This window comes from Solwaraspora sp. WMMD1047, from assembly GCF_029626155.1.
In the GTDB taxonomy this organism is placed as follows: domain Bacteria; phylum Actinomycetota; class Actinomycetes; order Mycobacteriales; family Micromonosporaceae; genus WMMD1047.
In genome coordinates, this window is record NZ_JARUBL010000001.1 from 5,768,070 (window position 1) to 5,781,490 (window position 13,421).

Here is a 13,421-nt window from a genome sequence, read left to right on the forward strand (position 1 = left end):
GGCTGGGTGTCGGGCCGGAAGTACAGCCTGCTGTACCCGGGTCGGCTCGCTGGCTGGATCGTCACCGGCGATCACCGTTCGTAGCGTCGGTGGGGACAGGAACACCTACCTGAGGAGTCCGCCATGACCGATCCGTACCGCGTCTACGACCCGACCGAGAGCACCGAGCCGGCCGCCGACGGGCAGCGCCGAGGTGGGCTTATCCGCCCGTTGCTCTGGACCGCGCTGGTGATCAGCGCGATCCTCAACGCGGCCACCTCGCTTGTCAATCCGTACCTCGGGGTGGGGTTCGGGGTTCTGACGCTGGCCTGCATCGTCGCGCTGGTGGTGCAGCACCGCCGGCACCGCCGGTGACGGCGCTGGCCGTCGGGTCCGGCCGCACCCCGGCGACCGGACCCGACGCCGCGGTCCGGCTGGCGCGGGTCAGCCGGACCTACCCGGGCGGGGTCCGGGCGCTCGACGACGTCTCGCTGACGGTCGAACGGGGCGCCTTCGTGGCCGTGATGGGGCCGTCGGGTTCGGGCAAGAGCACACTGATGCACTGCGCCGCCGGCCTGGACACCCCGACCGGCGGCACCGTCCACATCGACGGGGTCGAGGTGGGCCGGCTCGGCGAGGCCCGCCGCACCGAACTGCGCCGGCAGCGGGTCGGCTTCGTCTTCCAGTCCTACAACCTGCTGCCGTCGCTGAGCGTCGCCGACAACATCACGCTGCCGCTGCGGCTGGCCGGGACCGCGCCGGACGTGGCCTGGGTGCGGACCCTGGTCGAGCGGGTCGGGCTGACCGGCCGGCTGGGCCACCGGCCGGCCGAACTCTCCGGCGGCCAGCAGCAACGCGCCGCGCTCGCCCGGGCGCTGGTGTCCCGGCCGGCCGTGGTCTTCGCCGACGAGCCGACCGGGGCGCTCGACCTGCGTACCGCCCGGGAGGTGCTCGACCTGCTCCGGGAGCTGGTCGGCGGGCTCGGGCAGACCGTCGTGCTGGTCACCCACGACCCGCTGGTCGCGGCCCGGGCCGACCGGGTGCTGGTGATGGCCGACGGCCGGATCGTCGACACGCTCGTCGCGCCCGCCGCCGCCGATCTCGCGCACCGGATCACCACCCTGGACCTCGACCGGATACGAACGGGTCAGCCGGAACCCGGCCGACCGGAGACGGAGTAAACGATGCTGTATCTCGGCTTCCGGATGGCCCGGTACCGGATCGCCGCGCTGCTGGCCGTCGCCTTCGCCACCCTCGGTGGCGTGGCCCTTGTCACCGCGGTCGGGGTGCTCGCCGAATCGGGCCTGCGCTCCGAACTGCCGGCCGGCCGGCTCGCCGGGGCCGACGTCGTCGTCTCGGCGAGCCAGCACACCCGGCCGGCCGGCGACTTGGCCGTCGCGCTGCCGGAGCGGGCCCGGATCCCGGCCGACCTGGTCGACCGGCTGGCCGGGCTGCCCGGGGTGACGGCCGCCGTCGGTGACGTGAGCTTTCCCGCCGCGGTCGTCGACGCCGGCGGTCGGGTGGTACCGGCCGGCGACCCCCGGTTCGCCGGGCACGGCTGGTCGGCCACCGCGCTGCTCGACCGGTTCACCGGCACCGCGCCCGCCGGCCCGACCGAGGTGGGCCTCGACGAGGCGACCGCCGCCGCGGCCGGCGTGGCGCCCGGCGACCCGATCACGCTCGTCGCCGCCGGCGGGACCGCCGACTACCGCGTCTCGGCGATGGTCGCCGCCGACGAGCCCGGGATCTGGTTCCACGATGAGACGGCCCGCCGTCTCGCGGCCCGGAACAGCACCACGGTGGCCGACACCGCGGCCGGCCCCCCGACCGCGGCCGACACCGCGACAACGGACAGCTCCGCGACCCGCGCCGCCGACGGGACGGGAAGTGCCGGTGGCGGGACCGTGGATCTGATCGCGGTCCGGGCCGAGCCGGGCAGCGGACCGGCGGTCGCGGACCGGGTCCGGGAGGCAGTCCGCGACACCGGGCTGGTGGTCTCCACCGGGTCGGCGCGCGGCGAGGTCCGAGCGCCCGGCGCGGCCGCCGGGCGGGGCGTGCTGCTGCTGATCGCCGGCTCGCTGGCCGGCATCACCCTGTTGATCGTCGGCTTCATCGTGGCCGGCGCGCTGGGGGTCTCGATCGGCGCGCAGCGGCGGGAGTTCGCCCTGCTGCGCGCCGTCGGCGCCACCCCCCGGCAGGTGCGCCGACTGGCCGCCACCCAGGCCGGCATCGTGGCGCTGGCCGTGGCCGCGCCCGGCGTCGCCCTCGGCTACCTGCTCACCGAGCGGTTCCGTCGGCTGCTCGTCGACGCCGCCCTGCTCCCCGCCGAGCTGCCGCTGCGGATCGGCCCGCTGCCGGCGATCGGCGCGGTGCTGCTGCTGGCCGCCGTGGTGTGGGTGGCGGCCTGGTGTGCCGCCTGGCGTACCTCCCGCCGGCCGGCCACCGAGGCGGTTGCCGAATCGCGGGCCGAACCCCGTACCCCGTCGCCGGTCCGGGCGTACGCCGGGCTGCTTCTGCTCCTGGCGGCGAACAGCCTGGCGGTGACACCGCTGCTGAACCGGTCGGAGATCGGGGCGGCCGGCACCGCGATGGCCGGCATCGTCGCCGCGATCGGGCTGGCCCTGGCCGGTCCGGCCCTGGTGGGTCGGGTCAGCCGCGCGCTGGCCCGCCGGCTGCCGGCGTCGGTGCCGGCACCGACCTGGCTGGCCGTGTCGAACACCCGGGGGTACGCGCTGCGCGTCGCCGGCGCCGTCACCACCCTGGCGATGGCCGTGGTGCTCACCCTGACCTACGGGCTCAGCCAGAGCACGCTGCTGCGGGCCACCGCCGAGGACGTCCGGGCCGGCACCGTGGCCCAGTTCAGCCTCGCCGCGCCCGGTCTGGGCGGGATACCGGACGGGCTGCTCGCCGCCGTCGCGGCGACCCCGGGCGTCCGGGCCGCCGCGCCGGTGAACGACACCACGGTGTTGTGGCCGTACCGGCTGCTGGGTGAGGACGAGGTTGAGTCCGGCCCGGCGCTGGTGCTGACCCCGGCGGCGGTGGACGTGCTGGACCTGGGCGTGCGGGCCGGCAGCCTGGCCGACCTGGCCGGCCCGACCGTCGCCGTCGACGCCGACACCGCCCGGTCCCGGAACCTGTCGGTCGGCGACCAGGTGCACCTCATCCTCGGCGACGGCACCCGGGCCGACGCCCGGGTGGTGGCCAGCTACGCCCGCGGCCTGGGCTTCGGTCCGGTGGTGCTCTCCCGGGACCTGGTCGCCGGGCACACCAGCACCGGCCTGGACCAGCGAATCCTGATCCGTACCGACGGCACGGACGCGACCGCCCGCCGGCTGGCCGGGTTGGCCGCCGCCAGCCCGGGGCTGGCGTTGGCGGCCACCGACGGCGAACCGGTGGCCGCTGGTCCGGCCGGGGTGCCGCCCGAACTGCTGATCAATGTCGCGGTCCTCGCCGTCCTGCTCGGCTACGTGCTGCTCGGCATCGCCAACAAGCTCGTTGCGTCGACCACCCAGCGCGGCACCGAACTCGCCGCACTCCGGCTGATCGGCGCCACCCCCCGGCAGATCCGGGCGATGATGCGGCGGGAGGCGGCGCTGGGGTACGCCCTGGCGCTCGGCACCGGCCTGCTGGTCTCCGCCGTACCGCTGGTCCTGCTCGCCGTCGCCTTCCTCGGCCGGCCGTGGCCGGCGGGGCCGGTCTGGCTGCTGCCGGGGGTGGCGGCCGTGGTGGCCGCGATCGCCTTCCTCGCCGTCGAGCTGCCGACCCGCCGGTTGCTGCGGGTGCCGCCGGAACACGCCCTGCGGGCGGACTGAGCCAGCAGCCCGGGTACGCCGAGGGGGCGTACCCGGGCTGCTCCTGTTCGGACCGTGCCAGCCTCTTGACACCGGGTCAGCGCGGCAGTTTGCTGGAAGTGATCGACATAGATCGATTGTCAGCGCTCCGGGAGGGACCCCGTGCCATCACCACCCCGCCGGCAGGGCAGCACCGCCCTGGCCGTCGCCAGTCTCGCCGCCGCCCTCGCCGCCGCCCTGGTCGGCGGAGCCCCGGCCGCCGCCGGAGACACCGGACCGGCGACTCCCGTCGCGCTCTGGGCCAGCACCAGCGGCACCGCCATCACGGTCAGCTGGCAACAGCCGCCAACCGGGCCGCGGATCAGCTCCTTCCGGGTGTACGAGGGCGACCAGGTCGTGGCCCGCACCACCACCACGGCCACCCAGCTGTACGTGCCGTTCGGCTCCTCGCACACGTACACCGTCACCGCCGTCGACCGCGACGGGCGGGAATCCGCGCCCAGCGACCCGGTCACCGGCCGGTCCTGGCTGTCCGGGGTCAACCCCGAGTGCCTGCCCACCACCGCGTTGCCCATCACCGTCACCGACGTCAGCGCGTCGGCGCTGTCGCTGTCCTGGCCGAGGCATCCGCTCGGCGGCGAACTGGAGCTACGGGTCAACGGCGTCGGTCTGGGGACGACCTCGCTGACCAGTGCCCGGATCGGCGGTCTGGCCCCGGCGACCGACCACCAGATCGGCCTCTACCGCCGCAACGGCTGCACCGGAAGTCTGGAACCGGTCGGCGGGACGAGCGCCACCACCGCCGCCGGCACCGCCGAGCGGCCGGCCGCCCCCACCGGCCTCACCGTCACCGGGCGCACCGACTCCACCATCGGTCTGACCTGGACCGCGCCGGCCGGCCCGGCACCGGCCCGGTACGCGGTCTACTCCGGCGGCACCCGGGTCGCCGTCGCCCGCGGCACCTCGGCCACCGTGCGCCGACTGTTCCACGCCACCTGGCACCGGTTCACGGTCGCCGCGCTGGACGCCGCCGGTAACGAGTCGGCGCACACCGCGGCGGTGTCGGCCGGCACCGAGACCTGCCTGGCCCGGCCGCCCCGGCCGGTCGAGCTGACCGCCACCGCGCTCTCCCCGTCGTCGGTGCGGCTGACCTGGACGTTTGCGGCCGCCGCCGAGTCGTACACCATCTTCGACCGGGACACGGCCGTGGCCACCGCCCACTATCCGTCCGCGGTCGTCTCCGGCCTGCCGTCGGGTTCGCGGCACTCCTACCGGGTCAGCGCCACCCTGCCGCAGTCCTGCGGCGAGACCGCCCGCAGCCAGCCGGCCCGGGTGACCACCCTGGCCGGGCCGACCGCCCGGCCGGCGACACCGGCCGGACTCGCGGTGACCGGGAACATCCCCACCGGCTGGCCGTCCGGTGCCGAGCTGACCCTGACCTGGTCGGCCTCCGCCGGGGCCGAACCGGCCGTCGGCTACCGGGTGTACGAGGGCGGCACCGTTGTCGGCGAGACCGACACGACGTCGCTGACGCTTCCGGTCGGGGCGGCCACCAGGCACTCGTACACGGTGGTCGCCGTCGACGCGGCCGGCAACGAGTCGGCGGCCAGCCCGTCGGTGACCGCCTGGGCCACCTTCCTGCCGCCGCCGTGACGCAGACCACCCCATTGGGATCACTCTGAGCGATTGTCATGTATCAATCAGTGATCCACAATGGTCGTGGCGCCGGCGCTACCCGTGGCCCGGCGGGGCGGGCGGAGGCTGGTCGTGTTCTCGCTGTACCCGAAGTTTTGGACGGTCTGCCGGATCGAGGTGGCCGGTCGACCGGTCGTCGCCTCCGCCGACAAGCGCCGGATCCGGCTGTGGGATCCGCAGGCCGGCGAAACCCGGACCCTGGCCCGGGTCAAGGGCCCGACCCACGCGCTCTGCCCGGTCCGGGTGGGCGACACCACCCTGCTGGCCTCGGCGGGAGTGGAACGCGTCGTCCGACTCTGGGACCCGACATCCGGCCGGGAGGTCGCCCGGTTCGACCACCACCGGGCGGGGCGCCTCACGTCGCTCTGCACCTTGCCCGGCGGCCGGGAGGGCGACCTCATCGTCTCGGCCGGCAACGACGGCGCGCTGATGGTTCTGGATCCGGCGACCGGTGAACCGTTACACACGATGGCCGACGGCGGCAGCGGCGTTCAGGCCGTCTGCCGGGTCGACGCGGCCGGAACCCACCAGTTGGCCGGCGCCGGCCTGGACGGACTGGTACGGATCTGGGATCCGACCTCCGGCGAGCTGGTGCACACCCTGGCCGGACACGGGGGCTGGGTGCACGCCGTCTGTGCGCTGCCGGTGGACGGCCGCACCCTCGTCGCGTCCGGCGGGGACGACGGTGCCGTCCGGCTGTGGGACCCGGTCGCCGGCGAGCCGGTCCGGGCGATGGTCCCCGAGTCCACGATGCACACCCTCTCGGTCACCAACGCGGGTGGTGGAACCGTCCTCGCGCTCTGCCCGGTGCGTACCCGCAACACCGTCTGGCTCGCCTCGGGCGGCGACTTCCCGGGAGTGTGGCTGTGGAACCCGGCCACCGGGCGCGGGGGCGGCTGGGTCGGCTGGGGCGGCCTGGTCGGCGCCAAACCGCAGTGCGGTTGGATCCGCGGCCTGGCGACCTTTCCCCGCACCGGCACGGAATCCCTTGTCACCTGCGGGTACGACAAGGAGGTGCAGATGTTCACCGTGCAGGGCAGCCCGTCGTTCCGGGGGTTCTGACCGCTACCTGCCGGCCGGTTCGACCGGCGCACCGGTACGCAGCGACTCGATGATCGCCTCGGCCACCTCGACGCCCCAGCAGGCCTGCTCGACCGGCATCACGTCCGGCTGCCGCTCGCCGGTGAAGACCGCCAGCGCGTAGCCGATCTCGCGCCGCAGCGCGCCGCCGACCCGGCCGTCCTCCTCCGGCCACAGCGACAGGTCCGGCACCTGCGTCCCGGCCGCCGTCCACTCCACCAGCGAGTCGCTGACCAGCCGCTGCTTGAGTATCCCCGCCAGGCCCAGCACCTCGGCCTCGCCGACGATCGCGCCGTCGAGCGCCAGCGGCCCGTCGTCGAGGGTGCCCGGCGCGGTGGCCGGCACCAGCCAGGCCGACTCCACCGTGGCGATCACCCCGCTGTCGAATTCGAGCAGGGCGGTGACCACGCTGGGCGCCGCCGCGCCAGCGGCGGCGCTGCGCATCGCCACCACCCGTCGGACCCGGGTACGGGCGAACGAGATCGCCAGGTCGATGTCGTGGATGCCCGACTCCCACACCGGATCAACCCGGTCACCGAAGCTGAGGAACCAGGCGCGGCTGAAGTCCCGGCGCAGCCGCAGCGCGCAGAGCGTGCCGACGGCACCCCGGTCGACGGCGGCCCGCATCCGGGTCATCTGCGCGGTGAACCGGGAGATGTGGCCGACCACCACCTGCCGCCGGTGCGTCTGCGCCACGTCGGCGATCCGCCAGGCGTCGGCCGCCGACAGGGCCAGCGGCTTCTCCACGAAGACGTGGCAGCCGGCGGCCAGGGCGGTGACCGCCAACCCGGCGTGCGACGCCTCGTCGGAGGCGATCACCACGATGTCGGGGCGGGTCCGGTCGAGCAGGTCGGCGAGGTCGGTGCCGATCTGCTCGACCCGGTGCGCGGCGGCCACCTCGGCGAGCCGCCCGGTGTCCGGGTCGACCAGCCCGACCACCCGGGCGCCGGCCTCGGTCCAGACCCGGACGTGCAGGGCGCCGAACCGGCCCACCCCGGCGACGACGACGGTGGGTTCGGTCATGTCTGGCTCCTCACGGTATGGCTGGACGGTTCCTTCGCGCCGTGCCCGGTCAGCACCGCGACGACCCGGGACGGCGACCCGCCGGTCTCGGCCGGCGACGCCGCCCCCAGGGCCGGCCCGGTCATGCCCGTGGCCAACCCGGCCGCGCCCGAGGCCGGCCCGGCCCTGTCCAGGGCCGCGACGGAAGCGGCGGCGGCAGGTTCCACGAACAGGCCCTGGTGGGCCAGCCGGTGACCCGCGGCGGCGATCGCCGGCTCGGTCACGGCCACGATCGATCCGCCGCTGTCGCGGGCGGCGGCCAGCGTCAGCAGGCCCTCGTCCTGGTAGCCGCGCAGCGCGTCGGCGATGGCCGCCGCACTGGTCGGCCCGACCTCGACCGGCTCGCGCAGCGACGCCGCCCAGTCCGGCGCTCCCCAGGCCCGGGCCAGCGGCGCACAGGCCGCCGCCTGCACGCCGACCATCCGGGGCAGGGTCTGCGTCAGCCCGGCGGCACGCAGGTCGGTGAAGCCGAGCCAGATGCCGCGCAGCAGCGGACCCGCGCCCACCGGCACCACCACCACCTCCGGTACGCCCCCCAGCTCCTCGACCAGCTCGGCGGCGACCGGCCGGTAAGCCTCGGCCAGCAACGGGTTCCGGTAGGTGGTGGTGACGTTCAGCCAGCCCTGGCCCTCGGCCCGGGTGGCGGCCCGGTACGCGTCGCTGTAGTCGCCGTCGACCAGCTCCACCTCGGCGCCGTGCGCCCGGGCGGTGTCCAGCTTGCCGGCGGCGTTCGAGCCGGTCGCGCAGAACACCCGGCAGCGCAGCCCGGCCGCCGCCGCGTAGGTCGCGGCCGAGACGGCGGCGTTGCCGGTCGACGCCAGCACCAGCCCGTCGAGCCCGTGGTCGAGCGCGGCCGAGGCCGCCAACGCCATCGCCCGGTCCTTGAACGACAGGGACGGGTTCACCGACTCCAGCTTGGCGTACACCACCGGACCGGTCGCACCGGCTGGGAGATCCTCGCGGCGCAGCGGCAGCAGCGGGGTGGCGCCCTCGCCGAGGGTTACCGCGTGCCCGGTCCGGGGCAGCATGCCAGCGTACCGCCAGAGACCGCGACCGGCGGTGGGCCGGCAGTCCGCCGCGGCGACCGGCGCCAGCTCCAGCACCAGCGGCCCGGCACAGGCCGGGCAACGGTACGCGGGGAAGTCGGTCCGGTGCCGGCACCGGACGCAGAGCGTGGTGAAGTCCCTCATCGCGGCACCGGTGGCCGGGCCGGGGTCGGATCCGTCGCACCGCGCGGCCGGACCGGGAAGTCGCCGGTTCCCGCCGGCGCCCGGTCGAGGTCGGCCGGATCCCAGCCGAGCTGCTGGGAGATTTCGTCGGCGGCGGCCCGGACCTGCGGGCCGAGCCGGCCGGCGGCGGTGGCGTCGAACCGGGTGGCCGGCGCCGAGATGCTCACCCCGGCGACGACGTGTCCGGTGTGGTCGAACACCGGGGCGGCCACACAACTGATACCCACCTCGTTCTCCTGCAGATCGCGGGCGAACCCGTCGGCCCGGACGGCGGCCAGCAACGCCTCCACGTCGGCGCGGGCGACCGGCTCGCCGACCAGCCGGGCGTTCGCCTCGACCACCTCGTCGACCAGGTGACCCGGCGAATGGGCCAGGATGGCGCGGCCGATGGCGGTGGTCAGGGCCGGGTTGGTCTGCCCGACCCGGCTGTACATCCGCACCGGCGACGGACTGTCGACCTTCTCGATGTAGACCACGTGGACCAGGGCGAGCACGCCCAGGTGGCAGGTCTCGCCGGTCAGCTCGGCCAGCGGCCGCATCACCTTGAGCGCCTCCTGGCGCAGGTCCAGCCCGTCCAGGTAGGAGCGGGCCAGGGTGACCGTGCCGGCGGCCAGGGCGTAGCGGCCGTCGGCGGTCTCCCGGACCAGCGCGACGCCGCGCAGCACGCCGAGCATCCGGTGCAGGGTGCTGGTCGGGATCCCGGTCGCCCGGGACAGCTCGGTGAGCGAGGCGCCGGACGGCGTCTGGGTGAGCGCCTGGAGCACCGCCGCGGTCCGCTCCACCGACCGCAGGCCGTCCGGTCCCCGTTCGCTGTTCGCCATCGTCATCCCTCTACCTCGACGTCCACGTCACGCGGGCGGACCGCCAGCATCCGCTCCGCCATTGCAAGGTAGACGTCGGCCGCGTCGGCCAGCTGGTCGAGGGCGACCCACTCCGCCAGCGAGTGCGCCTGGGCGATGTCGCCCGGCCCGCACACCACGGCCGGGGTGCCGGCGGCCGCCAGCAGCGCACCGTCGGTCCAGAACTGCAGTCCGACCGGCTCCGGGTCCGCGGCCACGGCGCAGAGCATCCGCAGGTACGGGTCGTCCGGCGGGCAGTCCAGCGGGGTGTGCACGAAGGTCGCCGTACCGGGCATCTCCTCGACCGTCGCGTCGACCCGGGGGTCGGCGCGTCGCAGCTCGGCGACGACGGCCCGCAGCTCGGCCAGCACCTCGTCGTGCCGTTCCGAGGGCAGCCACCGCCGGTCGAGCTGGACCACGCAGGACGCCGGGACCATCGGCGGCCGGTCGCCGCCGGCCACCACGCCGACGTTGACGGTGGCCGGGCCGAGCAGCGGATGCCGACGCCGGTCCAGGACGGCCGTCAGGTCCCGCTCGACCGCGGTGACGAAGCGGGCCGCGTGATAGACGGCGTTGACGCCGTCGGCCGGGACGCTGCCGTGGGTGGCGACCCCGCGGAAGGTCACCTCGGCCCACATCGCGCCCTTGTGCGCCCGGCCGACCCGCAGCCCGGTCGGCTCGCCGACCACGGCGAAGTCCGCGCCGACGCCCGCCTCCGTGAGTACCCGGGTTCCCGGGCTGCCGTTCTCCTCGCCGGCCACCCCGGTCAGCAGCAGCTCGCCGTCGAAGGTGACGTCCGGCGCGGCGAGCCGGTCCACCACCGCCAGCATCGCCGCCAGCGCGCCCTTCATGTCGGCGGCACCCCGGCCCCACAGCCGCCCGTCGGCGACCCGGGGCGCCAGCGCATCCGGCATGCCGTACGGCGGCACGGTGTCGAGGTGGGCGTTGAGCATCAGCGTCGGCCCGGGCCGGTCGCCGCGGAGCCGCCCGATCACGTTTGCCCGGTCGCCGGTCACCGGCTGCAGCTCGACCTCGGCGCCGGCGGCGCGCAGCCGTCCGGCGACGTGGTCGGCGACCGCCCGCTCCTCGCCGGGGTGGTCCTGGTGGCCTTCGATCGCGATCAGCCGGGCGGCCGCCGCCACCACCTGATCGAGGTCGATCGGGCCGGTGAGCGCCCGGCTCCACCGGCCCGCCCCGGTCACCGGGCCACCCCGTCGGCTCGGCCGGCTGGCCCGGCCGCGCCGGCCGGACTGTCCGAACTGGCCTGGTCATCCGGGCTGGCCGGGTCGTTCGAGCTGGCCGGGTCGTTCGAGCTGGCCGGGCTGAAGGCGGCGATCGCGGCGGCGGCGTCGGTGTAGCGGTCCCGGGCCCGTCGGTAGTCGGCCGTGTGCTCCCGGGGGGCGGTCAGCGGTGCGGTGTCGTCGAGGGCGGTGGTGGCGGCGGTGACGTCGGGCCAGATGCCCACGCCGAGGCCGGCCAGCGCCACCGCCCCGCGCGGCGAGGCGTCCTGGCGCAGCCGGCGTACCGGGGCGTCGGAGACCGCGGCGAACGCCTCGCACCAGATCTCGGAGCGGGTCACCCCGCCGCCGACCCGGATCTCGGTGGGTCCGGGTGAGCCGTCGAGGAGCTGGTCGACGGCGGCCGCGCAGGCGTAGGCGACACCCTCCAGGGCGGCCCGGGCGACCTCGGCGGGTCCGTGTTCCGGGCCGGCGCCGAGCAGCGCCGCCCGCACGTCCGGGTCGTGGACCGGCGCGCTCGCCCCCAGCAGGTACGGCAGGAAGGTCAGCCCGCCGGCGCCGGGGGCGCTGCCGCGGGCCAGCCGGTCGGCCGTCCCGTCGGGCGCGTCGGCGCCGCCGCCGGGCAGCAGGTTCCGCTCGCACCACCGGATCGCCAGCCCGGCCGCGTAGGAGGAGACCATGCCGAGGAAGCCGTCCTCGGCGGCCCGGGCGAAGACGAACCGGTCCCGGCCGGCGCGCGGCTCGGCCAGCGGCGCGACGATCTGGGCGGCGGTGCCGACGTTGACGTAGACCCGACCGGGGGCGACCGCCCCGGCGCCGAGGGCCGCGCAGCAGACGTCACCGGCGCCGGCCACCACCGGCACACCGGCGGGCAGGCCGGTCTCCTCGGCGGCGGTGGGACGGACCGTGCCGACGAGCTCGGCCGAGCCGGCCACCGGCGGTGCCAGCCGGTCGTCGGCCCCGCACAGCGCCCAGAGCCTCGGCTCCCACCGGGCCGCGCGGACGTCGTACAGCAGGGTGCCGGCGGCGTCGGTCCGGTCGGTGCCCCACTGGCCGGTGAGCCGGTGACGCAGCACGTCCTTCGGTTGGACCAGGCGGACGGCCCGGCGTACCGCGTCGGGTTCGTGGCTGACCAGCCAGGCGAGCTTGGGGGCGGTGAACGCCTCCACCACCGGGTTGCCGGTCAGCTCGCCGACCAGGTCGGCGTGGTCGCGCAGCCGGCCCACCTCGGCGGTGGCCCGGCGGTCGGCCCAGGTCATCGCCGGGCGCACCGGCCGGTCCCGGTCGTCGATGAGCGCCACCGCGTGCATGTGGCCGGAGAGGCCGACCGCGGCGACGGCGCGGGCGTCGACCCCGGCGAGCGCCTCGCGCAGCGCCGCCGAACCGGCCGCCCACCAGTCGGCGGGGTCCTGTTCGTGCCGGCCGGCCCGGCCGGTGTCCGAGGGATAGCCGCGGTACGCCCCGGCCACCGTGGCACCGGTGGCGGCGTCGACGAGCACCGCCTTCGCGCCGGTGGTGCCGAGGTCGAGGCCGACGAGCAGGGCGCTGCCGGCGGTCACCGCCCCCGCCGGGGGACGAAGCCGAACTCCATCAGGTACTCCAGCGACTCCTCGGCGACCCGGTCGAAGTCGGCCAGCCCCACGCCGGCCGGCTCGCCGACGCCGATGTTGCCGCCGACCTGCCAGCCCTCCCACTCCACGCTGACGTACCCGTCGAAGTTGATTTCCGCGAGGGCCTCGTAGGTCTCCCGGAAGTCGACGAGTCCGCCGCCGAACCAGATGTGGTTGCTGTGCACGATCGTCGGCAGCCCGACCTCGTCCTTGATCTGCACGATGTCGATGTACGGGGCGAGCCGCTTGATCGCCTGCTTGACGTTCATGAACGGCTTGACCGCCACGTAGAACGCGCCGGTGTCCATCGTCATCCGCAGGTTGCTCGCGCCGACCTCGTCGAACATCCGCTCGATCAGCTCGACCCGGTTGAGGATGGTGCCCTGCAGCAGTTCGATGCTGACGTTCAGGCCGAGGCCGGACGCGTGCGCCGCCACCTCGGTGATCGCCTCCCGGCACTGCCGCCAGGCGTCCTTGCGACTGAGCAGGACGTTCAGCGGCGGGTCGTAGTAGCCGTCGCCGATCAGCGTGCAGACCGACTTGGCGCCGAGCACGGCCGCCGCGTCGAGTGCCTTCTTGAACGAGGAGATGCCGCGTTCCCGGTCGAACTCGCGCGGGCTGACGAAGGTGGTGTGGTGGCCCAGGTAGCCGATGTCGATGCCGGTCCGCTCGGCCGCCGCGCGGACGTCGCGCAGCTGCTTGTCGTACTCCCCCTTCGGGGCCTCCAGCAGCTTGGCGAAGATGAAGTCGACGCCGTCGTAGCCGTACCTGGCGGTCTGCTCGACGCACCAGGCCGCCGGCTTGTCGCCCCAGGAGTTCCAGGCCGGGCCGGCCGCCTCCAGCCGGCCCCAGGGCATGTTCGGCCAGACCTCGAAGCTGATCTTCATGGTGCTCCCCT

11 protein-coding genes are annotated in these 13,421 nt (G+C 75.5%); 5 read left to right on the forward strand and 6 right to left on the reverse strand.

What is annotated here, in order from left to right; translation table 11 throughout:
- The first annotated feature begins 123 nt into the window (after positions 1-123).
- From O7627_RS26290 to O7627_RS26310, 5 genes are all read left to right on the forward strand, one after another.
- The gene (locus tag O7627_RS26290; RefSeq protein ID WP_278096145.1) at positions 124-354 is read left to right on the forward strand and encodes a hypothetical protein; all 231 of its coding nucleotides are present in this window, start codon (positions 124-126) and stop codon (positions 352-354) included.
- A gap of 59 nt (positions 355-413) precedes the next feature.
- Positions 414-1,160, forward strand: a complete 747-nt coding sequence (locus tag O7627_RS26295) for an ABC transporter ATP-binding protein (protein WP_278098441.1) — start codon at positions 414-416, stop codon at positions 1,158-1,160.
- 3 nt (positions 1,161-1,163) lie between these two features.
- Positions 1,164-3,791, forward strand: coding sequence for an ABC transporter permease (locus tag O7627_RS26300; protein WP_278096146.1), 2,628 nt, complete (start codon positions 1,164-1,166; stop codon positions 3,789-3,791).
- Positions 3,792-3,932: 141 nt separating this feature from the next.
- On the forward strand, positions 3,933-5,423 hold the full coding sequence (locus O7627_RS26305) for a fibronectin type III domain-containing protein (protein ID WP_278096147.1): 1,491 nt from the start codon (positions 3,933-3,935) through the stop codon (positions 5,421-5,423).
- Between the two features lie 114 nt (positions 5,424-5,537).
- A complete protein-coding gene (locus O7627_RS26310; protein WP_278096148.1) occupies positions 5,538-6,527 on the forward strand; it encodes a hypothetical protein in 990 nt (329 codons plus the stop codon).
- 3 nt (positions 6,528-6,530) lie between these two features.
- Here O7627_RS26310 and O7627_RS26315 read toward each other — a convergent pair whose 3' ends face one another.
- Genes O7627_RS26315 through O7627_RS26340 form a run of 6 tightly spaced genes read right to left on the reverse strand, consistent with a single transcriptional unit; the run spans position 6,531 to position 13,410 of the window.
- Positions 6,531-7,568: a Gfo/Idh/MocA family oxidoreductase gene (locus O7627_RS26315; RefSeq protein WP_278096149.1), complete on the reverse strand. Its 1,038-nt coding sequence runs from the start codon at positions 7,566-7,568 to the stop codon at positions 6,531-6,533.
- Positions 7,565-8,797, reverse strand: coding sequence for a pyridoxal-phosphate dependent enzyme (locus O7627_RS26320; RefSeq protein ID WP_278096150.1), 1,233 nt, complete (start codon positions 8,795-8,797; stop codon positions 7,565-7,567). The genes O7627_RS26315 and O7627_RS26320 overlap by 4 nt, the downstream gene beginning before the upstream one ends.
- On the reverse strand, positions 8,794-9,663 hold the full coding sequence (locus O7627_RS26325; protein ID WP_278096151.1) for an IclR family transcriptional regulator: 870 nt from the start codon (positions 9,661-9,663) through the stop codon (positions 8,794-8,796). The genes O7627_RS26320 and O7627_RS26325 overlap by 4 nt, the downstream gene beginning before the upstream one ends.
- The gene (locus tag O7627_RS26330; RefSeq protein ID WP_278096152.1) at positions 9,660-10,877 is read right to left on the reverse strand and encodes a M20/M25/M40 family metallo-hydrolase; all 1,218 of its coding nucleotides are present in this window, start codon (positions 10,875-10,877) and stop codon (positions 9,660-9,662) included. Before O7627_RS26330 ends, O7627_RS26325 begins: the two co-directional genes overlap by 4 nt.
- A complete protein-coding gene (locus tag O7627_RS26335) occupies positions 10,874-12,472 on the reverse strand; it encodes an FGGY family carbohydrate kinase (protein WP_278096153.1) in 1,599 nt (532 codons plus the stop codon). The genes O7627_RS26330 and O7627_RS26335 overlap by 4 nt, the downstream gene beginning before the upstream one ends.
- The gene (locus O7627_RS26340; RefSeq protein WP_278096154.1) at positions 12,469-13,410 is read right to left on the reverse strand and encodes a sugar phosphate isomerase/epimerase family protein; all 942 of its coding nucleotides are present in this window, start codon (positions 13,408-13,410) and stop codon (positions 12,469-12,471) included. Before O7627_RS26340 ends, O7627_RS26335 begins: the two co-directional genes overlap by 4 nt.
- Positions 13,411-13,421 lie beyond the last annotated feature (11 nt).

Bases quoted from the DNA above. Each gene is read 5' to 3' on its own strand.
- O7627_RS26290 (WP_278096145.1), top strand. From the start codon at position 124: ATGACCGATCCGTACCGCGTCTACGACCCGACCGAGAGCACCGAGCCG.
- O7627_RS26300 (WP_278096146.1), top strand. From the start codon at position 1,164: ATGCTGTATCTCGGCTTCCGGATGGCCCGGTACCGGATCGCCGCGCTG.
- O7627_RS26315 (WP_278096149.1), bottom strand. From the start codon at position 7,568: ATGACCGAACCCACCGTCGTCGTCGCCGGGGTGGGCCGGTTCGGCGCC.
- O7627_RS26320 (WP_278096150.1), bottom strand. From the start codon at position 8,797: ATGAGGGACTTCACCACGCTCTGCGTCCGGTGCCGGCACCGGACCGAC.
- O7627_RS26325 (WP_278096151.1), bottom strand. From the start codon at position 9,663: ATGACGATGGCGAACAGCGAACGGGGACCGGACGGCCTGCGGTCGGTG.
- O7627_RS26340 (WP_278096154.1), bottom strand. From the start codon at position 13,410: ATGAAGATCAGCTTCGAGGTCTGGCCGAACATGCCCTGGGGCCGGCTG.